The following is a 19,284-nucleotide window of genomic DNA, read 5'->3' on the forward strand; positions in this document are numbered from 1 at the left end:
CGGAGGCTCCTCTTCGTTTGGGCAAGTGTAATGGAGTCAAGTATCGAAGCGGCGAATAGCTGGGTTGAACTGCTAGAGCTTGCCAGACTCCACAGCGCTACGCAGCGCAGGGAAAACAGCATTGAATCCGAGCTGTTCCCGGATTTTTGTCGTATCTACGAGCTGCAGCCAGGAAGAATTGAGCGGGCGGTTTACTGCATCTTCAACAATCGGTTCATTATAGAGGTTCATAATATCCCGAACCGGCACCGGTATATTGTCGGCAACGTTAAAAATATGCCCTACGCTGCGCTCGTTCTCTGTAGCAAGGATGATCGCTTGTGCGACATCTGCATGATGAACGATATGCATTGGTTGAGCAGCGTTACAGTTGCGAAACCATTGCAAGCCCTCTTTCAGATGCGGATCTCCGTCCCCATATACAAAAGCCAATCGAAGAATCGTTAACCCAAGTCCATTGCTAGACTGTAGCTCCAGCAGTTCCCGCTCGGCGGCGGCTTTCGCCTTAGCATAGGGAGCGGCGGGACGAGGGAGATCGTCTTCAACAAAGGGCTGCAATTGACCGGGGCCATATACAAGATTGGTGCTCGCAAAAATAAATCGGGACACGCCCGATTGCAAAGCGGCGCGCGCCAATGCCGCTGTACCCTCCAGATTCACGGCGTACGATTCCTCTTCTGTTGCCCCGCGAAAATAAGCGGCCAAATGAATAATGGCATCTTGATTAGCTGCCGCTTGGGCGAGAGAGTCGGGCTGTAGCAGGTCTCCTTGAACGAATTCGGCGCCTTGTTCGATTAACCATTGCGCGCGTTCGGGTTGTCGAACGAGCATACGGACAGAATATCCTCTTTGTAACAATCGAGGGACAAGCCGGCTTCCTATGCGTCCCGTAGCGCCGGTAATTAAAACTTTCATGCGATAACTCCTCCAATGACGTTTTCACTTTTCCCCCGGGGTGGTACAATGCCATTATTATCGATTTTTTATCGTAGTACCAGATGTTACTTATCGTAGGATTGAAAGTATCAGGATACGGAGGCGTCGTAATGGAGGATCGGGAACGGCGGCAAGCGTTGGCCGATTTTTTAAAAACAAGAAGAGCCCGTCTGTCCCCGTCGGATGTAGGTCTTCCTGCGGGGCTCCGTCGGCGGACACCCGGGCTGAGGCGTGAAGAAATAGCGCAGTTAGCCAATATTGGAACCTCATGGTATATTGCATTGGAACAAGGTCGGGACGTTCAGCCTTCCGAACAAGTGTTGGATAGTCTGGCTCAAGCGCTTCGCCTGAGCTTTGCCGAACGGCGGCATTTGCATTTGTTGGCGCAGCCACCGTCATCGACTGAACGGTATAGTCCCCCGGAAGAGATCGTTAGCCATTCGCTAACACAAGCGGTACAAGCGCTCCATCCGCATCCGACCTATGTCCTCGGCAGACGATGGGCTTGCTGTTGTGGAACAAAGCGGCGGAGCTCGTGTTTTCCTTTTCAGAAATTGCGCCTCCGCATTCGCAGAACTTGCTATGGCGATGCTTCACGAACCCGGTACTGCGTTCGCACCGGAATTGGGAGAAATATGCGCAAATCCAAATTGCTCAATTTCGTGCAAACTATGCGCGCTACCCTGGTGATCCATGGTTTGGCGAGCTGGTCGAGGACCTCCATCAACTCTCCGAACCCTTTCGTCAATGGTGGCATCAGCATGACGTCAACGGTACGCCGGATGGACATAAAATAATGGATCACCAGACGCTCGGGCGTCTCGAATTCGATCATGTCACATTGGAAGTTCCGGACGATGCCGACCAGAAGGTGGTCATCTACACTTGTTCACATGAGACATCCGTTACATTGAGCGGGCTGTTGACTTGACGCCGAATAAACAAAGATGAGTTAGCGATGATGCATCGTACGGTAGAACGCATTGTCGGCATGATTCATAATATTGCTCTAATCAATTGGACGAAGGCTGGGGATTGGGAAAATCCACCGGCCTTTTTCATTCGCTCAGATGCTCGCAAGCCCCCGACTTATTGCGAAAGCAAGAAATCGATCACTATGCTCGAGAACTCTTCGGGACGTTCGACGTTCGACAAATGGACGACGGGCAATAAGACCAGCTTGGCGTTAGGCACCGTAGCGGCGAGCTGCTCGCCGTGACTGGGGAGCGTCACCGTATCGTACTGGCCGGCGATCACTAGCGTCGGGCTGTCGATCAGCGCCGCCGTCCGGCGCATATCCATGTCGCGAATCGCAGCGAACAAGCCGGCAAAGCCGTGCGGATGCGTTGCAAGCACCATGTCGCGGAAGGTCGATACGATCGCGTGCTCCGTCTCCCGCATTCGCGGAGAAAACCAGTTGCCGATGAACATGTCGGCAAGCTCCGTCCGATTGTCGGATTGAAGCACGGAGGCAATCATGCGGTCCCACGAATCGGCAGGACCCAAATACGATGAGGTATTGCTAAGAACGAGCCGGTCGATCCTTTCGGGTGCATGGATGGCGAGCCATTGTCCAACCGCTCCTCCGAAGGATAAGCCGATAAAATGCACCCGATTCAACTGCAGTGCATCGAGCAGCTCGATCACATCCCGCCCCAGTCGATCCATCGAATAGGCTCCCGCAGGCGCGTCCGAGGCGCCATGTCCGCGGAAATCGTAACGAAGCACACGGAAGTGCTGCGTAAGCTCCGGGACGAGTCCATCCCACATATGGAGCGTCGTGCCAATCGAATTGGCAAGAACGACCGTCGGCCCATGTGACGGCCCGTCGAGCCGATAGGCGATACGTGTGCCGTCCCCTGCAGTGAAAAATGTGAACGGGTTCGTCATGATGGTGTCGTTTAATGGTTGCGTCATATTTCTTCATCCCTTCATCGGTTTGTTAGTGACATTTTATTACAGATAGCGTACAATTTGAATGTATATATAAAGGATATTTGCTATTAATGTCTTAAAATATTATTTAATACAAATCGTAAACCTTAAAAAATGAGGTGTATCTTATGGATCAAACCGATTATAAAATCTTGTCGGTTCTGCACGAGAACGCACGGATTCCGATGTCCGAGATGAGCCGAATGATTGCCATGTCGCAGCCGGCCGCGACCGAACGCGTACGGAAGCTGGAGGAGCAAGGGGTCATTCAAGGTTACCGTGCGGACCTGTCTCCGAAAAAGCTGGGAAAGCTGACGTCGGCATTCGTTTTGTTTAAAACAAATCAATGCAAAGACTTTCTTGCTTTTGCCGAACAAGCGCCCGAAATTATCGATTTGTATAGAATTAGCGGGGAATCCAATTATTTAATGAAGGTCATGACCGAATCGAGCGAAACGATGGCCCAATTCCTCGACTCCTGCAACCCGTTCGGGTTTACAACGCCATTAATTGTTCTGTCGACAGCTTTTGAAGACAAGAGTCTTGTTGCTGAGCATGCCGCACCGAATGGCATGCCACAGCCTTAGCCATAAGCTAACGCAGCAGCGCTGAGAGGGAGCTTCCTTGCGGGAGTTCCTTCATTGAGGGGACGGCTTGATGTCGTAACTATGGCGTTCGAGTTTGATTACACACAAACACGAGATTTCCAGAGATATCCTTTGCTGCCATAATAAAATCATCTTACTACAAGGAGATGATCCAAGCATGATCCTACGTCAAGTTACACCGAATGATGATTTTGAGCAAATACGAGAATTGCTAGCGGAGAAGGAAGGTGGACTGGCTCTGTACCGAACCGCAGCTCACGTGCGGGAATGGTTTTTCGCAAACGGGGAGTTCCAGCGGCAGTCACGGATCGGATTTATTACATTAGACGGCCCGAAGATCACTGCATTTGTCGGACTTGACCTGCGGGTCAATGACGTGGTGATGATCTATGCGATCCATCCGTCCGATTCGGATAACGTGCGTATTTTATCGGATTTATTGGAGAAGTGCGAAGGTGTTGTCGCCGAAAGAGGCGGGAAGCGCATCTCGTATTTTGCTTTTACGGAATTCGGGCAGCTGCGTAATCGGGAACTATTTACTTTGGAGCGACTGGGCTTCCGGACATCCGATGAATATATGCGCATCTCCATGCGGCTTTCTTTGGCAGACTGGGATGAACCCGAGGCGTTGAATAACGGCAACATCCGTGTCGAAGCTTTCGATCTGGAGAACGTCGCCCAACTCTTAAAGGATGACGGCAATAAGCAGAACGCCGCTATTTTCAGACACCAGTTCAAGAGGGAAGATCCTGGACATGTATGTCTATCGCTGCGCGATGAGGAGGAACAGCTCCTCGCGCTTGCCTATTACAAAGTGAAAAAGGCGGATCCGGACAGCGAGGTTCTGTCGGCGACGGCGTTTAATCTCCATTTCCGTCCGCAATATGAACTGCCCCGCATCGCTAAAAAACAGTTTTTGCAGGGCGTGCTGTACACGATGAAGCAGCTGGAGCTGCAGTTTGTCCACTCGTTAATGTCGCTTCGTCATGCCGATATTTTTACGCTTATGGTAAGAGAAGGCTTCGATGATATCCGCAGCAATTTTTTTGCTTTGACTAAAACCGTCGGAGATCGAGAATGAAAAGGTACAAAAATGCGCGCGACGTCTTGCCTGAAAGCCTGATCCAAGAAATACAGAAATATGTGCGGGGGGAGCATCTGTATATCCCGCAAACCGAACGTAAGGGCTGGGGCGAAAAGAGCGGCACGCGCGATGAGATGGAACGAAGAAATAAGGAAATATACCAGAAGTATATGGATGGGATCAGTATGGCGGAGCTGGCCGACATGTATCATTTGAGCGAAGAGCGGATCAGAGGGATCGTGTACGAAATGCATGCCAACTGAATGAGCAGTAAAGCGAGAGGATCTTCCTGCAGGGGAGATCCTCTTCTTTTGCCGAAAATCTGCACTATGTTCCGGTGGCTGCATAAAGAGCGGTTATGAAAATCGATGCTTCATTTTTTCAAACGGCAATAGATTACATAATATAAAATATGTAAACTAACTTTTAAGAAGAATACATAATAAATGTTATGTAACCTAGATCAAACGGCAGGGCGGTCGTTTCGGCGAGCCGCGAGCCGCCGAAGCTGCGGCAGATTGGCAACCGCAATCCCGGACAAGATGAGAGCCGTGCCTGCAATGGAGTACACGGATATGGACTCTCCATATACAAGGGCGCCTAAGCCGAGGGCGATCACGGGCGAAACGTACAGCCAGGTGGATGGGAAGAAGGCATTCGTCGCCTTCAGCAGCCACGCATACAAGCTATGTCCCAGCATGGAGCCTGCGATAATGAGGTACAGCAATGACCCTATGGCAGGCAGGATATGCAGCGAGTGCGTAGTCGCGCGCTCGGTCATCAACGACAAGACGATCAAGGCAATCCCGCCGTACATCATCTGCACGGAATTCATCGCCAGAGGTGAGATCCCCTCGCTGCGAAGCATCACATGGCGAGTATACAAGCTGCCGGCCGCATAGCCGGCCTCTCCAACCAGCACGACGATACAGCTCCACACCCACAAAGTATTGCTGCCCAGGACCAGGTTAGGCAGCATGAGCAGAAACACACCGGCGAAGCCGATTGCGCATCCGATGATGCTGCTGGGTCTGGCCGGTTGGCGCATGAACGCGGTCTGCATCATCAAAATCATCATCGGGCCGGTCGCCGATAACATCGCCGCGATGCCGGAGTCGATATGCTGTTCCGCCCAGTACAGCGCGGCGAACGTCATAAAGGTGCTCGTGAAGCCGATCAGCATGAGCTCTGTTTGCAGCAGCATTGACAGCTTCACTTTCCTCTTCCGCAGCATCCAGACAAACAGAATCAGTCCGGCTGCCAAAAATCGCAGCCCCGCGGAAAAAAATGGCGGTAGCCCGGCTTCCACGCCGATCTTGATCGACAAAAACGTCGTACCGAAAATGGCGCACATGAGCAAATAATTAAAAAGAACCATAGTACATCCTCCTTCCCGTATACTATAATGGCTACATGATAGAACAGATTGGGAAGATTAGAACAGAAGGCGGGAATGACAGGCCGGAAGGAGCAGGGCAGGATGGCGCGAGGAAAGCAGGAAACGCAAGAGGCCTGGAATAAAGTGGACACCGTATGCCGTGTGGTGGAGGAAGGAATCCGGCGCGGAGAATGGACGGCGCCGGACAAGCTCCCGTCTGTCCGGGCGATGGCCGAGCGTCTGGGGATGCACCGCCTGACGGTTATGAAGGCGTATCAGAAGCTGGCGGACGACGGGGTTATCGAAGCGAAATACAAATCGGGGTATTTCGTTCGCGAAGCGGACCGCGAACTGAAGGCTCCCTCGGACGTTGAACCGTCATGGGATTATCAAGCCAAGAACGTGTATACGAATCGCAGCCGGCTGGCGGACATTCATCGCGTCCCGGTCGATTACCAGATGTCGGAAGCGCTCATCGATCCCGGCCTGCTGCCGAATATGTATATGTCGAATTACGTAAAACAAATATTTGACCTGTACCCTAAGCTGCTCAGCACGTATTCAACCGTCATGGGCGATCCGGAGTTAAGGGAGTCGATGGCCGGTTTTTTTAAAGAAAAACAAGGCATTGCCTTGCATCCCGATGAACTCATGATTACGACCGGCTCCCAGCAGGCGATCGACCTGGTGTCCAGATCGCTCGTGAAGCCCGGCGACAAAATCCTGATCGAGCGGCCGACCTATAGTCCGGCGATCGATGTGTTTGCGCAGCAAAATATTCGCCTTATTCCGGTTTCCATTACGCCGGACGGGTATGATCTGGAGCAGCTGGAACACGTCATGAAGCGCGAGCGGCCGCGGCTGTTCTATATGAACCCGACGTTCCACAATCCGACCGGCTTTACGGTGCCGGTCCGCCAGCGCAAGCTGCTGGTCGAGCTCGCGGAGCGGTACGAATGCATACTGGTGGAGGATGACGTATACCACGACATGTACTTCGGCAATTCGCCGCCGCCGCCGTTATTTTATTACGATACCGAGGGATACGTCATCTACATTCGCAGCTTTAGCAAGTACGTCGCGCCCGGTCTGCGGATTTCCGTCCTGGCTGCGCGGCCTTCGCTGATGCGCGGCATCGCGCCGGTCAAGGCGCTTGCGGATAACGGCACGCCGCTGCTGAACCAGAAGATGTTCCAGCTTTATTTCTTCTCCAGCCGGCTTCAAGAGCATGTTGCGAAGCTGCGAATCGCGCTGCAGCTCCGCAAGGAGAAGATGGAGCGGCTGCTCGCCGGAACGGGCTGGCGCTGGACGAGCCCGGGCGGAGGGTTAAATCTATGGGTGCAGCTGCCGGACGGCTTTCCCGTCGACCGATTGCTTGCCCGCTGCCTGGAGCAGTCGGTCGCGTTCGTGCCCGGCAGCATTTGCGATCCGCTCGGAGAGCTCGATTCATGGATAAGGCTCAGCTACTCCTTCATCAATGAATCGCTGATGGAAGAAGGGCTGCGGCGGTTAATCGCCGCAGCCGGGGAGCTGCATAACGGTTCAACTTAAGCGGAGCGAGCTCAGGTTGCCCGTCCCGGCGTCGGATCGGCGTGTTTCTGGGGCTTCGCCAGCGCGCCGCTCCGAATGAATACGAGCAGTGAGCAGGCCAGGGATATGCCGGCAAACAGGCCTACTGCGGTATAACCGTGAAACAGCGAGTAAACGATGCCGGCGCTCCATGCGCCGAACGTCGTCGCCGCATTCATAGTGGAGGTGGCGAGGCTGGAGATCGTTCCGCGGATCGTCGGGTTCAAGCTGTTCAACAGGCCTACCATCAGCGGGAACAACACGCCAAGGACGGCGAAGATAAGGAAGTACACCGCTTTGACGGCAAGAACCGACGATACGTATGGCAGTGCCATATAGGCCGCGATCACGACAAGCATGCCGATCGTCATCGTCTGCAGCTGGCTCAGCGCCTTCAGCACATAGGGGCTGCACAGGCTGCCGAGAACGTTGCCGAGCCCGAGAAACAGGATGACGTATCCGGTTTCGTCAACCGAAAGGTGAAAGCGGTCGGTCATCCATTTCCCGAGAAAGGCAAAGGCGGCGCTGCTGCCTAAATGGACGAAGAAGTAGGCGAGATAAGTGCCTCTTGCTTTGCCGCTGGTCAGCAGAGGGACGTATCTTTTGAACAAGGACGGCTTGGCCGCAGGCTGCTCGAGCGGCTTCATGGTGGGCAGGACGAAGCAGGCCGCGGCCGCCAGCAGCAGCGAGAAGAGGCCGATAGTCCAGAACGGGAGCGACCAACGGCCGACAGCGAGCATGCTTCCGATCGGTACGCCGAGCGCCTGCGAGACGGCAAGGCCGGCGTAGGCGACGCCCAGCGCTTTGCCGATTTTGGCCGGAGGAAACAGTGTCGGGATCGAAGCCCATACTTGAGGCGCCGTAAACGCCGCGCTCACTCCCGCCAAGAAGCGGAAGAGGCACATCGTCCAGAAGCTGGACGCGAATCCGCATAAGCAAGTGGATATAGCGAAGCAAACAAGGCCGGACAGCAGCACTTTTTTGCGATCCCATCCGTCGGATAGCGGACCGGCGATCAGCGCGAACACGGCCGACCCGAGCGTGTACGCTCCGATCATCCAGCCGGCGATTCCGGTTGGAACGCCGAACGCCGTCTGCAGCGTCGGGATCAGCGGGGAGATCAGAAACGTATCCGTACCGATCACGAACATGATAAGAAAAAACAATACGATCAATTTATTCAATGTGTTCACCATTCCTTTTCATTTGACCTTGAGCTTCATTGTAGTAGATAATAGTGACAATTAATGTCACTAAAATAAAAATAATAACGGAGCGGAGTCATGCCGAAATCGAAACGATTGCTGGAACTGATGATGACGGTCAATCGAAAGCGGAAATTTACGGTGAAAGAACTGGCTGAGGAGTTCGGCGTATCGACCCGAACGATGCTTAGAGACTTACAGGAATTAAGCGAGCTTGGCGTGCCGCTGTACTCGGAAGTCGGGCCTCACGGCGGATACCAGGTGCTGAAGGAACGAATACTGCCGCCGATCGCCTTCTCCGAGGAGGAGGCTGTAGCGATGTTTTTTGCGGTGCATGCGCTCCGTCACTATTCTTCGCTGCCCTTCGAAGCGGAATCGGCTTCCGCCCTGGACAAGTTCTATTTGCATATGTCCGGCGACGTGCGCGATCGCATCGATCAGATGAAGAACCGGTTTGATTTCGTGACGCCGACGAGACAGCAGGCATCGCCGCATTTGCCGATCTTGCTGGAGGCGGCCGTTCAGCAGCAGGTGCTGCGCATTGAATACGAATCGCGGGGAGCAGCGGCGTGCCGCAGCATACAGCCGATCGGCATCTATGCGAGCAGCGGCCTGTGGTTTTGTCCGGCGTACTGCTTTCTTCGCCAGGAATTCCGCATCTTCCGCTGCGATCGTATTCGTTCAGCAGCTCGCGAGACCGATGGTACGGAGCCGATCGACTTGCGGGATGTGCATCTCGGCAACAGGGAGGCGCATTTCCACACGGAGAAAGCCTCGACCGGTCTCTATGCGGAGCTTAGCCGCAGAGGCGTTCAAATGTGCGAGGCGGTATTATGGCTCGGATCGCATCTGCATGTACGCGAAGACGGTACAGGCTGGCTGGAAGGGCCGATTCCGCGAGACGAGCTTTCTTTTTATGCGAGATTTTTCGTGGGACTTGGCAATGAAGCGACGGTGAAGCAGCCGGCGGAGCTGATCGAAGATATGAAGCGGCAGTTTGCCGAGATTATGTCCAAATACGATTAGCGGGATATGAGGCCAAGATGACGCGATATTAGCTTGAGCGCGGGTTACGTCGGTTGAGAAAATGATGTAGTATACGCCCGCGCTTAATGATACGATGGAATAAAGTCCGACGGCTATTATACTAACGTTAGCGCTGCGAGGAGAATAGGCATGCGAGACAATTTTCCCATTACGAGATTAACGCATTTCTGCAAGCAAGGAACCGGTACGCATATTCTCTACATGTACAACGAAATCGATCAATATATGGCCAATGCCGTTCGCTTTATTATCGATGGGCTGGTTAACCGGGAAGCCGTCTTATTCGTCGATACGGAGCACCGCATCGCGGCTATGCGCGAGGAACTGGAATCGCGAGGCTTTCCTCTGGAACGTTATCACAATCTGATCTTTACGGATAGCGCCCGAGCTTATTATGCCGGCGATCGTTTTGACGGCGGTCAAGCGGGCAAACTAATCGATCTGATCCAGCCGTTCGTAGAAAAAAACGAAAAAATACGGACATGGGGACAAGTTCTTTTGCCGGACCGCGACGTTGTTCTGGAGCAGCTTCGCACATTCGAATACCACAGCGATCATTTTATCGAACGAACCGGTACGATTTCCGTATGCGCTTATAACGGCTTGACTACGCCGGCTTACATACAGAACGAACTGTTAAAATCTCACAATTATTTCATGACGGATACCGAATTCAGTGCATCGCCATTATACAGCAGAGACCATCTCGCGACCTTCAACGGCGAAGAATTGGACCGGTTACGAAGGCTGGAGCAGCAAATGATCGAGCTTAAGGATCATAACGACCGGCTGACCGTGGAAAATAAACTGATCGCGCAAAACGAGCAGAAGGTCCGAATCATTATTGACCAGCTGCCTATTCCGGTCATTATCAGAAGAAAAGCCCGAATCTTGTTTCAGAACGGCGTTGCACAGCGAATTTTTACGATCAACGATGAGGACGCTGTGGAAGGGAACCTGCTGCTTCCGTTTTTTGACGCATATGACACAGACCCTGCCGCTGTGGAAGACAAGAAAGTGCATCAACACGAGTTGAGCTATAAGAATGGCAAAAAAACGCATTATTTGATCCAATCGATCGAAACGATGTATGAAGGGGAAGCAGCGATTCTTCATTCGTTTGTCGACATTACGCATGAGAAAGAGTCGGAGAAGCTCATTCTCCGTTCCGAAAAGCTGAACATCGCAGGCGAGCTCGCCGCTGGGATTGCCCATGAATTGCGGAACCCGCTTACCGCGATTAAAGGCTTCTTCCGCATGTTAAAAACGTCGAATGATAAGAAACAGCTGTATTATTCCGTCATCGAGGAAGAACTCTCGCGCATCGAACAAATCTCAAGCGAGCTCCTGTCCCTAGCCAAGCCGCATTCGGAGAGCCGCAGCGACCATAATCTCGTGCAGTTGATCCGCGAGGTTGCGATACTGCTTACCCCGCAAGCGAATTGGGGCAACATGCAAATTGAGATCCAATCGGACCAAGAACAATTGTATGTACACTGCGAAGATACGAAAATGAAGCAAGTGTTCATCAACCTCATTAAAAACGCAATGGATGCCATGAGTCATGGCGGCACGATCTCGATTGTCATCCGTCAGCAGCCGGACGGGGTTCAGGTTCAAGTCACCGATGAAGGAAGCGGGATTCCGCCGCAGCTATTGAATAAGATCGGCGAACCGTTCTATACGACGAAGGAGAAAGGGACCGGACTCGGGTTAATGGTCTGCTTCCAAATCATCGAAAGTCACGCAGGGACGATTCATGTGGACAGCAAGGTGGGCATCGGGACGACGTTTACGATTATATTGCCTCATGTATAAGATATCGCCTACGCTCTGCATAGAATGGGTGTTAATCGCAGGGGTCAGGGTTATGGCCGCTATGTTTTTATTGTATATTCATGCGATATGATGCATAATTATGCTAACGCTTGTTAGATGCTCCGTGGTTGCTATGGGATACAATTTAAATGACAGGGGGCCGGGACTATGCCATTGCAATGCGAGTCATCGTCCATCGACGATTATTTATCCGAAACGGAAGACGTGGATGTCAGTCATCTTACTATTATCGAGAAAGCGAGGGAGTTAAGGTCCGGCGCTGCCAACGAAACGGAGTTCGTTCAGAAGGCGTATGCGTTCGTTCGCGATCACATCTCGCACTCTTGGGATATTCAAAGCCAACGGATTACACGCCGAGCTTCGGAAGTGCTTTATTTCAAGGAAGGCATCTGCTATGCCAAATCGAATTTGCTATGCGCCTTATTGCGGAGCCAGGGCGTTCCGGCGGGCTTTTGCTATCAACGGCTTACTGTTGGCGATACGCCGGATACCGGGCTTTGCCTTCATGCGCTGAATGCCGTTTATTTATCGGAGCATGACCGGTGGATTCGCTTGGATGCGCGGGGAAATAAAGCGGGTGTTCAAGCCGAATTTTCGCTGGGGGAAGAAAAGCTCGCTTTTCCGATCCGGGAAGCGTACGGCGAGAAGGATTTCCTGACGATTTACAAGGCGCCGAATGCCAAGACCCTTCATGTTCTGAAGCATCACGACAACTGCATGACGATGTATCTTCATGGGCTGCCAAGCGAATTGTAGCCCAGTTTGCGTGCGGCGCGGGAATCGTCCCGAGCGGATCGATGAAGATCGCGCTCGGATAGCACTCTGACTGCTGAACGGGACAACGGGTTGCAATCCGCGAATCGGCATGATATGATACGTGTAACTTAGGCGACGGGAGTGAAAAGGATAATGTAATTTTTCTTGCTGATCATAAAACAGGATAGCGAAGATTTTTTCGCGTGTTTTATTGTTCATACGCAAGAAAGTTACATTCTCTTTTCACTCAAACGAAATATCCTGTTCCTGCGGCTCCATGAGGAGCGCTGGTTCGTTATATTTATTTGAGCTACAAGAAGAGTAACTTTCTTGTAGCTCTTTTATTTTTGTAACGGGGGGATTGCCATATGTCCGTCATTCAAGTCACGAATTTGACGTTTGCCTACGAGGGCAGCTACGATAACATATTTGACGATGTAAGCTTCCAGATCGATACCGACTGGCGATTGGGATTTACCGGCCGAAACGGGAGGGGAAAGACGACCTTCCTCAATCTGCTGCTCGGCAAATACGAATATAGCGGGAGTATTTCCGCTACGGTCCAATTTGAATATTTTCCATTCCAGGTCGAAAACAAGGAAAACAACACGATTGATGTGATCGGCGACATGCATCCGGATTATGTACACTGGGAGCTGATGCGCGAGCTGTCGCTGCTGAGAGTGTCGGAGGACGTGCTGTACCGGCCGTTCGCGTCGCTGTCGAATGGCGAGCAGACGAAAGTGATGCTTGCGGCGTTATTCTTAAAGGAGAATAGCTTTCTGTTAATCGACGAGCCGACGAACCATCTGGATATGCACGCAAGGAAAATCGTCAGCGACTATCTCAAGACGAAGAACGGCTTCATCCTCGTCTCTCACGACAGATCGTTTCTCGATAACTGCGTAGACCATATTTTGTCCATCAATAAGACGAACATCGAGATCCAGCAGGGGAACTTCTCCGACTGGTGGGAGAACAAACAGCGGCAGGACAGCTATGAGCTGGCGGAGAACGACAAGCTGAAAAAAGACATTTCCCGATTGTCGGAAGCGGCGAAGCGAACGAGCCATTGGTCACATGAAGTGGAAAAGACGAAAAACGGCACGAGAAATTCCGGCTCCAAAGTCGACAAAGGCTATGTCGGCCATAAAGCCGCAAAAATGATGAAGCGGTCCAAATCGATCGAGCAAAGACAGCATTCCGCGATCGAGGAAAAATCTAAATTGCTGAAAAATATCGAAAGCGCGGAAAACTTAAAGATTACCCAGCTCACGTATCACAAAAGCCGGCTGGCCGAGCTCGACCATGTCTCGATCTATTACGGCGACAAGACGGCCTGTCGCGATGTCAGCTTTACGATCGACCAGGGCGAGCGAATCGCGCTTGCCGGCCAAAACGGCTCGGGCAAATCGAGCGTTCTCAAGCTGATGTGCGGCGAAGCGTTGAACTATACCGGCACGTTCCGAATCGGCAGCCAGCTGAAAATATCGTACGTCTCCCAGGACACGTCCCACCTGCACGGTAATTTGACGGATTACGCCAGAATCAGCGGGATTGATGAGAGCTTGTTCAAATCAATACTGCGTAAGCTGGACTTCGCGAGAGTGCAATTCGAGAAGGACATTTCGTCGTTCAGCGGCGGCCAGAAGAAGAAGGTGCTGATCGCCAAAAGCTTATGTGAGCAAGTGCATTTGCATATATGGGACGAACCGCTCAATTTCATCGACGTCATCTCCCGCATGCAGATCGAAGAGCTGCTGCTGGATTATTCCCCGACGATCCTGTTCGTGGAGCATGACAAGGAATTTTGCGAGAATGTCGCTACGAAGACCGTCGAGCTTTAAATGTAAAACGCGCGAACAGCGCGTTTTTTTGTACCCGGCAAACGGTTATTTGCCGGACGGCAGACGGTATTTCACGCGGTACTCCCGCGGCGTCAGTCCGAGATAATGCTTGAACAGCTTGTTGTAATAGCTGAGGTCCTGAATTCCGACGCGTTCGGCCACATGGATGATCTTATCGTCGGTTTCGCGAAGCCATTTGAGCGAGGCGTGGATGCGGATTTCGTTGCGGTATTCAATGAATGTTTTGCCGACAGTCTGCTTGAACTTGGCGGTAAAGCTCGTCTGGCTCATGCCGCACATCCGGCATACTTGCTCGAGGTTGATCTGCTGGTCGTAATGCTGGTCCAAATATTCGCACAGCTGGCGGATCGCCTTCGATTCGCTCGGGTGAGACATCGGCGCGACCGACCTTTCCTCGTAACAGCGGCTGAGCCACACGAGCAGCTCGATCAACAGTGCCTTAATCGAGATGCGGTAGCCCAGCGCTTTCTGGTTGAACTCCGCCGCGATCCGGTCCAGACGGCGCTTTACTTCCTGACCCTCCAGCGGCGTCAATTTCATGTGCGATTGAAAATCCGCGTTATGCCGCAGAAACGGCTCGACATAAAAGAAATTGACGAAGGGCGTAACGCTTGACAACGTTTGCAATTCGGAAGTAAGCAGCGAAGGGAGAAACAAAACATTGCAAATATCGAGCGGCTTCGATCCCGTGACACGATAATCGTGCTCGATGAACGGCGGAATGACAAAAATATCGCCTGCCGAAATCGGATACGCATGCCCCTTGTACACATGCTCCCCGCAGCCGTCAACGACATAAACAAGCTCAATAAAGTCATGGGTGTGAGGCTTGGAAGGGCGGTCCGGCATATTGCTGAACGGTACGACGGAGAATGGGAATTCTTCGCATTCCAGAAAGTAGCTTTTCTTATACAAATCCATGACCGCATTCCACCTTTGTCCAAGAAAAATGCAGATGAAATTCAACGTTCTACTCTCCATTGTAGAGGAGCGAACCGGGAATGGCAATGAGTGGGAAAGGCAAATCGTCCAAATCATCCGGCAATCCCGCCAAGAAACCTTGGCGCAAGGACGGTAAAGTAGAAAATGAATTCAAAATGCAGGTTCAACTCGTGAGGAGAACGATATGGACAAAACATGGGAAGCGAAATGGATCATGGATGCGGCGTTTGGCGAATTGCGCCCCGTCGACGTGTTCCATAAAGAATCGGAGCCGTTCAAGCGTCCGGATATGCAGACAGAGCTGCACAATCGGCATATGCTGGTCAGAAAAAAATTTACGCTGGAAGGCGGTATCCGCACCGCCACCCTGGACATTACGGCGGACGACTACTACAAATTGTATGTTAACGGCCGGTTTGTCGGGCAAGGGCCTGCGCAGGCGAGCTACTATCACTATTACTACAACCGGTACGACATTGCTTCGTTCCTAACGGAAGGGGATAATGTGATCGCCGTTCATGTGTACTATCACGGGCTGATCAGCCGGTCCTACAGCAGCGGCGACCGCCGCCAGGGGCTGATTGCGGAACTGAAGATCGACGGCAAGACGGCCGCGCAGACGGATCGCAGCTGGAAATATCGGCTCGCCGAAGAGTACGTCAGCGGCGGGACAATCGGTTACGATACGCAGTTTCTGGAACATATCGATCAGCGCTTGAAGCTCAGCGGCTGGAGAGACGCTGCTTACGACGATGCAAGCTGGGAATCGGCATGGGAGCATTGGGCCGACGATCACAGGCTGTTTTTGCAGCCTACGCCGCCGTTATCGGTCTATGAGATGAAGCCCGAGCAAATTCGGGTGCTGCCGGATGCCGGTTACTGGATCGATTTCGGTCAAGAATTGACCGGTCAATTTCGCATGCAGGCGAGAGGACAGGCCGGCCAGGTCATTGAAATCCGCTGCGGCGAGGAGCTGCGGGAGAACGGGCGCGTGCGGGAGGAGATGCGCTGCAACTGCTTGTACCGCGAACAATGGACCTTGTCCGGTCAAGACGACGTGCTCGAGCTGTTTGATTACAAAGCGTTCCGGTATGTCGAGGTGCTTGCCGCGCCGGATATACAATTAGATCCCGGCAGCTTCGCCGCGGTTGTCCGCCATTATCCGCTTGATGAACAGGCATGCCGGTTCGAATCGTCCGACCCGCTGCTGAACGCCATATGGTCGATGTGCAAGAACGGTATAAAATACGGCTCGCAGGAAAATTATGTGGACTGTCCTTCTCGGGAAAAAGGGCAATATTTGGGCGACAATACGATCATTACGCACGCTCATGCCTACCTATCGGGCGACTTGAGACTGTTCCGCAAATCGCTGCTCGATTTCGCCCTGCTTTCTTCCCGCGTATGTCCGGGGATGGTGGCGGTCGCACCGGGTCACCTCATGCAGGAAATCGCCGATTTCTCCTTCCAATGGCCGATGCAGCTGCTGCAGTATTACATGCAGAGCGGAGACATCGCTTTTCTGGAAGACATGTATCCGGTCGCCGAGCGAATGATGCGGTACTTCGAGAAATACCGGCGCGCAGACGGCCTGCTCGCGAACGTAGCCGATAAGTGGAATTTGGTCGATTGGCCGGAAGGGATGAGGGACGGCTACGATTTTCCGCTCAAGAAGGTGCCCGGAGAAGGCTGCCATAACGTGATCAACGCCTTTTACTACGGGGCAATGGTGGCTGTGGCGGAAATCCGCAAGCACCTGCACCTGCCGGAAGGCGACGACTTGACTGCATTCCGGGAAGCGTTCCGCCAGGCGTTTTACCGTCCCGGGACGCAGCTGTTCGCCGACGCGGAGCGCTCCTCGCATGCTTCGCTTCATGCCAACGCGCTGCCGCTGCTGTTCGGTCTCGTGCCGGAAGAAGCGAAGGCGGCGGTCGTGGCGCTCATTCGCGCAAAACGGCTTGCCTGCGGCGTGTATATTTCTTATTTCGTGCTCAATGCGTTAGCCGCGGCGGGCGAACATGAGCTAGCATACGAATTGCTAAGCTCGGAAGAGAAGCATTCCTGGGGGAATATGGTCAAGGAAGGGGCGACGACATGCTTTGAAGCGTGGTCCAAAGAGTTGAAATGGAATACGAGCCTGTGCCATCCTTGGGCGAGCGCGCCGATTCCTTACTTGATCGAGCATGTTATCGGCTTGAGACCGGCGGAACCTGGGTGGACGAGAGTGAAATTTACTCCCCGTGTGCCGGCATCGCTGCGAAGCGTCAAGCTGTCGTTTCGCGTGGCCTCGGGCACCATTACGTTTTGCTGCGAAGACGGACAAGTGCAGTTGACGCTGCCGGAAGGCGTTGAGACAGTCGAAGACGAAGCGTAGCGAATGCGGCGGCTGTAAGATTATCCTAATAGTATGAAGAATCTTCCAAGAAAATCGCCGGCCGCTGTCATAAGATGAATGTAGCTCTGCGGAAGCGGTCTCAGTATAATCAGCGGCATTGCTTTGAGTGCAAGAATGCGCCGGCGCCGGCCGACCGCGAGTTGTTCAAGCGGTTATCCGGCGATGCCCATGATAGGTCACCAGCTCCATGATCATGGGCGCGCCGTGTTCTCCTTATTTTGATCCTGTTCGAGGACCTGAGCATGAATGTCGCGAGCCAGTGGAAAGCGCCTGTTTATGAAAACGCTTCAATTACGGTGGGATGTGGCATGAACGGTAACCTTCAAACGATGAAAGAGGGGATCATTCGATGAGAAAACAGAGCATTGCTGCAATCGGTCTGGCTGTTGCCGGTTCGATATGCGTTACGGCATGCAGCAGCGGAACGGGCGGGCAGCCTTCCGTGGGCGGCGACAGCGGTCAACCGGCGGAACAAGCCAAATCGTATGCGAACGAACCGGCAGAGCTTGTCATTTACGGCGCGCCGGGCGACCCGCCGGAAGTGTGGGAAGAACGGTTCGGTGAACAGCTGAAGAAGAAGTTCCCCCAATATAAGTTTACTTATATTCAAAGAAGCGGCACGAATACGATCGAGAACATGATTGCCTCCGGCGCTCAGGTCGATCTCATCTACGATTCCGTCGGCAACGCAGTGAATTCCGTCGTCGCCACGGGCTCGCAGCTGGATCTCAGCGAGCTGATCAAGAAGCATAATGTCGATATGAACCGGTTCGAGCCGGCGACGGTCGAAGCCGTCAAACAGTTCGGCGGGTTGTATGGCTTTCCCGTGCACAGCGGCGGGCTGGTGCTATACTACAACAAGGCGATTTTCGATAAATTCGGCGTCGGCTATCCGAAGGACGGCATGACGTGGGAGGAAGCGATCGAACTGGGCCACAAACTGACCCGCAATGACAACGGGACGCAATATATCGGACTCGGTCCGTCCTTTGCCCATGCGATCAGCATGAGCTCCTATTCGCTGCCGTTCGTGGACAAGGCAACGGAAAAAGCCGCCATCAATAACGACAAGTTCAAAAAGATCGTCGAGACGCTGATCATGGCTCCAGCGAAAGCGGTCGGCTACAAGGAGCGAATCGCGGTGTTGAAACGCATGTTCAATAACGACGATTTCATGAAAGAGCGAAACATCGCCATGTTCGTTATGAACTTCGGCCTGCAAGGGCAAAAAGATTTTGAAAGCCTGGACTGGGATATGGCCGCCTTGCCGGTGTTCAAGGAGCTTCCGGGCGTCGGGACGCAGCCGTATCCGAACTTTCTATTCATCTCGAATGCAAGCAAATACAAGGACCAGGCGATGGAAGTGTTAAAATATGTAACGTCGGATGACGTGCAAATGGCATTATCCAAAAAGGGCTACATTCCCGTTCTGAAAAACGAGAGCATCCGGAACGCCTTCGCCCAAGATTCCAACGTCAGAAACAAAAATGTGGTCAAAGCGGTATTTGCCAACAAATTCGCTCCGCCCATAGCCAGAACCCGATATGATGGAAAAGTGACCGGGCCGCTACAAACGAACGTCATGAAAGCGATTCTTGGCGAAATCGACCTCAATACGGCGCTGCGGGTAGCGGAGGAGGAAGCGAATAAGGCGATTGAAGCGGAGAAGAAGAAATAGCGGCCGGTTGGGGCTGCTCTCGATTTCTAGAAAAAGATAATGAC

Annotated in this window: 16 protein-coding genes and 1 pseudogene; 12 read left to right on the forward strand and 5 right to left on the reverse strand. The window is 52.8% G+C overall.

From position 1 onward, the window contains the following. Positions 1 to 72: 72 nt before the first annotated feature. Positions 73 to 915 carry an NAD-dependent epimerase/dehydratase family protein gene (locus tag KXG62_RS01785; RefSeq protein WP_218090173.1) on the reverse strand — a complete coding sequence of 281 codons (843 nt, stop codon included), beginning with the start codon at positions 913 to 915 and terminating at the stop codon, positions 73 to 75. Between the two features lie 131 nt (positions 916 to 1,046). On the opposite strand from KXG62_RS01785, the pseudogene KXG62_RS34585 reads away from it, so the two are divergent. Then, positions 1,047 to 1,298, forward strand: a pseudogene (locus tag KXG62_RS34585) (helix-turn-helix domain-containing protein); the annotation flags it as partial. Between the two features lie 137 nt (positions 1,299 to 1,435). After that, positions 1,436 to 1,867: an MmyB family transcriptional regulator gene (locus KXG62_RS33985; RefSeq protein WP_425517317.1), complete on the forward strand. Its 432-nt coding sequence runs from the start codon at positions 1,436 to 1,438 to the stop codon at positions 1,865 to 1,867. Positions 1,868 to 2,025: 158 nt separating this feature from the next. Here the strand turns inward: KXG62_RS33985 and pcaD are convergent, their stop codons facing one another. Further along, positions 2,026 to 2,853 (reverse strand): 3-oxoadipate enol-lactonase, encoded by an 828-nt coding sequence (pcaD, locus tag KXG62_RS01795; RefSeq protein ID WP_218090175.1) that lies wholly within the window; start codon positions 2,851 to 2,853, stop codon positions 2,026 to 2,028. Between the two features lie 146 nt (positions 2,854 to 2,999). Between pcaD and KXG62_RS01800 the strand changes: the two genes are divergently transcribed. The 3 genes from KXG62_RS01800 to KXG62_RS01810 all read left to right on the forward strand — a co-directional run bounded on the left by KXG62_RS01800 (position 3,000) and on the right by KXG62_RS01810 (position 4,826). Continuing rightward, positions 3,000 to 3,458 (forward strand): Lrp/AsnC family transcriptional regulator, encoded by a 459-nt coding sequence (locus tag KXG62_RS01800; RefSeq protein ID WP_218090176.1) that lies wholly within the window; start codon positions 3,000 to 3,002, stop codon positions 3,456 to 3,458. Between the two features lie 94 nt (positions 3,459 to 3,552). Then, positions 3,553 to 4,560, forward strand: a complete 1,008-nt coding sequence (locus KXG62_RS01805; protein ID WP_218090177.1) for a hypothetical protein — start codon at positions 3,553 to 3,555, stop codon at positions 4,558 to 4,560. Then, positions 4,557 to 4,826, forward strand: a complete 270-nt coding sequence (locus KXG62_RS01810; protein ID WP_218090178.1) for a CD3324 family protein — start codon at positions 4,557 to 4,559, stop codon at positions 4,824 to 4,826. The genes KXG62_RS01805 and KXG62_RS01810 overlap by 4 nt, the downstream gene beginning before the upstream one ends. A 200-nt stretch (positions 4,827 to 5,026) precedes the next feature. Here KXG62_RS01810 and KXG62_RS01815 read toward each other — a convergent pair whose 3' ends face one another. Next, positions 5,027 to 5,941: a DMT family transporter gene (locus KXG62_RS01815; protein ID WP_218090179.1), complete on the reverse strand. Its 915-nt coding sequence runs from the start codon at positions 5,939 to 5,941 to the stop codon at positions 5,027 to 5,029. Between the two features lie 102 nt (positions 5,942 to 6,043). On the opposite strand from KXG62_RS01815, the gene KXG62_RS01820 reads away from it, so the two are divergent. Next, positions 6,044 to 7,492: an aminotransferase-like domain-containing protein gene (locus KXG62_RS01820; protein ID WP_218090180.1), complete on the forward strand. Its 1,449-nt coding sequence runs from the start codon at positions 6,044 to 6,046 to the stop codon at positions 7,490 to 7,492. Between the two features lie 11 nt (positions 7,493 to 7,503). Here the strand turns inward: KXG62_RS01820 and KXG62_RS01825 are convergent, their stop codons facing one another. Next, the gene (locus KXG62_RS01825; protein ID WP_218090181.1) at positions 7,504 to 8,694 is read right to left on the reverse strand and encodes an MFS transporter; all 1,191 of its coding nucleotides are present in this window, start codon (positions 8,692 to 8,694) and stop codon (positions 7,504 to 7,506) included. A gap of 99 nt (positions 8,695 to 8,793) precedes the next feature. On the opposite strand from KXG62_RS01825, the gene KXG62_RS01830 reads away from it, so the two are divergent. The 4 genes from KXG62_RS01830 (at position 8,794) to KXG62_RS01845 (ending at position 14,204) form a co-directional block, all read left to right on the forward strand. Continuing rightward, on the forward strand, positions 8,794 to 9,741 hold the full coding sequence (locus KXG62_RS01830; RefSeq protein WP_218090182.1) for a helix-turn-helix transcriptional regulator: 948 nt from the start codon (positions 8,794 to 8,796) through the stop codon (positions 9,739 to 9,741). Positions 9,742 to 9,891: 150 nt separating this feature from the next. Continuing rightward, positions 9,892 to 11,580, forward strand: coding sequence for an ATP-binding protein (locus KXG62_RS01835; protein ID WP_218090183.1), 1,689 nt, complete (start codon positions 9,892 to 9,894; stop codon positions 11,578 to 11,580). A 168-nt stretch (positions 11,581 to 11,748) separates the two neighbouring features. Next, on the forward strand, positions 11,749 to 12,357 hold the full coding sequence (locus KXG62_RS01840) for a transglutaminase-like domain-containing protein (RefSeq protein WP_218090184.1): 609 nt from the start codon (positions 11,749 to 11,751) through the stop codon (positions 12,355 to 12,357). Between the two features lie 368 nt (positions 12,358 to 12,725). Next, on the forward strand, positions 12,726 to 14,204 hold the full coding sequence (locus KXG62_RS01845) for an Lsa family ABC-F type ribosomal protection protein (RefSeq protein ID WP_218090185.1): 1,479 nt from the start codon (positions 12,726 to 12,728) through the stop codon (positions 14,202 to 14,204). 45 nt (positions 14,205 to 14,249) lie between these two features. Here the strand turns inward: KXG62_RS01845 and KXG62_RS01850 are convergent, their stop codons facing one another. Beyond that, entirely contained in the window at positions 14,250 to 15,146 is an 897-nt protein-coding gene (locus KXG62_RS01850) for an AraC family transcriptional regulator (protein ID WP_218090186.1), read from the reverse strand. Between the two features lie 205 nt (positions 15,147 to 15,351). On the opposite strand from KXG62_RS01850, the gene KXG62_RS01855 reads away from it, so the two are divergent. Both KXG62_RS01855 and KXG62_RS01860 read left to right on the forward strand, forming a co-directional pair. Next, complete coding sequence (locus KXG62_RS01855) at positions 15,352 to 17,541, forward strand: family 78 glycoside hydrolase catalytic domain (protein ID WP_218090187.1); 2,190 nt, start codon at positions 15,352 to 15,354, stop codon at positions 17,539 to 17,541. Between the two features lie 370 nt (positions 17,542 to 17,911). Then, positions 17,912 to 19,240 carry an ABC transporter substrate-binding protein gene (locus tag KXG62_RS01860; RefSeq protein WP_218090188.1) on the forward strand — a complete coding sequence of 443 codons (1,329 nt, stop codon included), beginning with the start codon at positions 17,912 to 17,914 and terminating at the stop codon, positions 19,238 to 19,240. Positions 19,241 to 19,284: the final 44 nt, after the last annotated feature.

The sequence above is a fragment of the Paenibacillus solanacearum genome (genome assembly GCF_910593845.1).
GTDB classification, from domain to species: Bacteria; Bacillota; Bacilli; order Paenibacillales; family NBRC-103111; genus Paenibacillus_G; species Paenibacillus_G solanacearum.

What these genes read in the sequence shown, in the direction of transcription:
- KXG62_RS01820 (WP_218090180.1), top strand. Translation starts at nt 6,044, where the DNA reads ATGGCGCGAGGAAAGCAGGAAACGCAAGAGGCCTGGAATAAAGTGGAC.
- KXG62_RS01785 (WP_218090173.1), bottom strand. Translation starts at nt 915, where the DNA reads ATGAAAGTTTTAATTACCGGCGCTACGGGACGCATAGGAAGCCGGCTT.
- KXG62_RS01810 (WP_218090178.1), top strand. Translation starts at nt 4,557, where the DNA reads ATGAAAAGGTACAAAAATGCGCGCGACGTCTTGCCTGAAAGCCTGATC.
- KXG62_RS01815 (WP_218090179.1), bottom strand. Translation starts at nt 5,941, where the DNA reads ATGGTTCTTTTTAATTATTTGCTCATGTGCGCCATTTTCGGTACGACG.
- KXG62_RS01855 (WP_218090187.1), top strand. Translation starts at nt 15,352, where the DNA reads ATGGACAAAACATGGGAAGCGAAATGGATCATGGATGCGGCGTTTGGC.
- KXG62_RS33985 (WP_425517317.1), top strand. Translation starts at nt 1,436, where the DNA reads ATGGGCTTGCTGTTGTGGAACAAAGCGGCGGAGCTCGTGTTTTCCTTT.
- KXG62_RS01800 (WP_218090176.1), top strand. Translation starts at nt 3,000, where the DNA reads ATGGATCAAACCGATTATAAAATCTTGTCGGTTCTGCACGAGAACGCA.
- KXG62_RS01840 (WP_218090184.1), top strand. Translation starts at nt 11,749, where the DNA reads ATGCCATTGCAATGCGAGTCATCGTCCATCGACGATTATTTATCCGAA.
- KXG62_RS01835 (WP_218090183.1), top strand. Translation starts at nt 9,892, where the DNA reads ATGCGAGACAATTTTCCCATTACGAGATTAACGCATTTCTGCAAGCAA.
- KXG62_RS01845 (WP_218090185.1), top strand. Translation starts at nt 12,726, where the DNA reads ATGTCCGTCATTCAAGTCACGAATTTGACGTTTGCCTACGAGGGCAGC.
- KXG62_RS01850 (WP_218090186.1), bottom strand. Translation starts at nt 15,146, where the DNA reads ATGGATTTGTATAAGAAAAGCTACTTTCTGGAATGCGAAGAATTCCCA.
- pcaD (WP_218090175.1), bottom strand. Translation starts at nt 2,853, where the DNA reads ATGACGCAACCATTAAACGACACCATCATGACGAACCCGTTCACATTT.
- KXG62_RS01830 (WP_218090182.1), top strand. Translation starts at nt 8,794, where the DNA reads ATGCCGAAATCGAAACGATTGCTGGAACTGATGATGACGGTCAATCGA.
- KXG62_RS01860 (WP_218090188.1), top strand. Translation starts at nt 17,912, where the DNA reads ATGAGAAAACAGAGCATTGCTGCAATCGGTCTGGCTGTTGCCGGTTCG.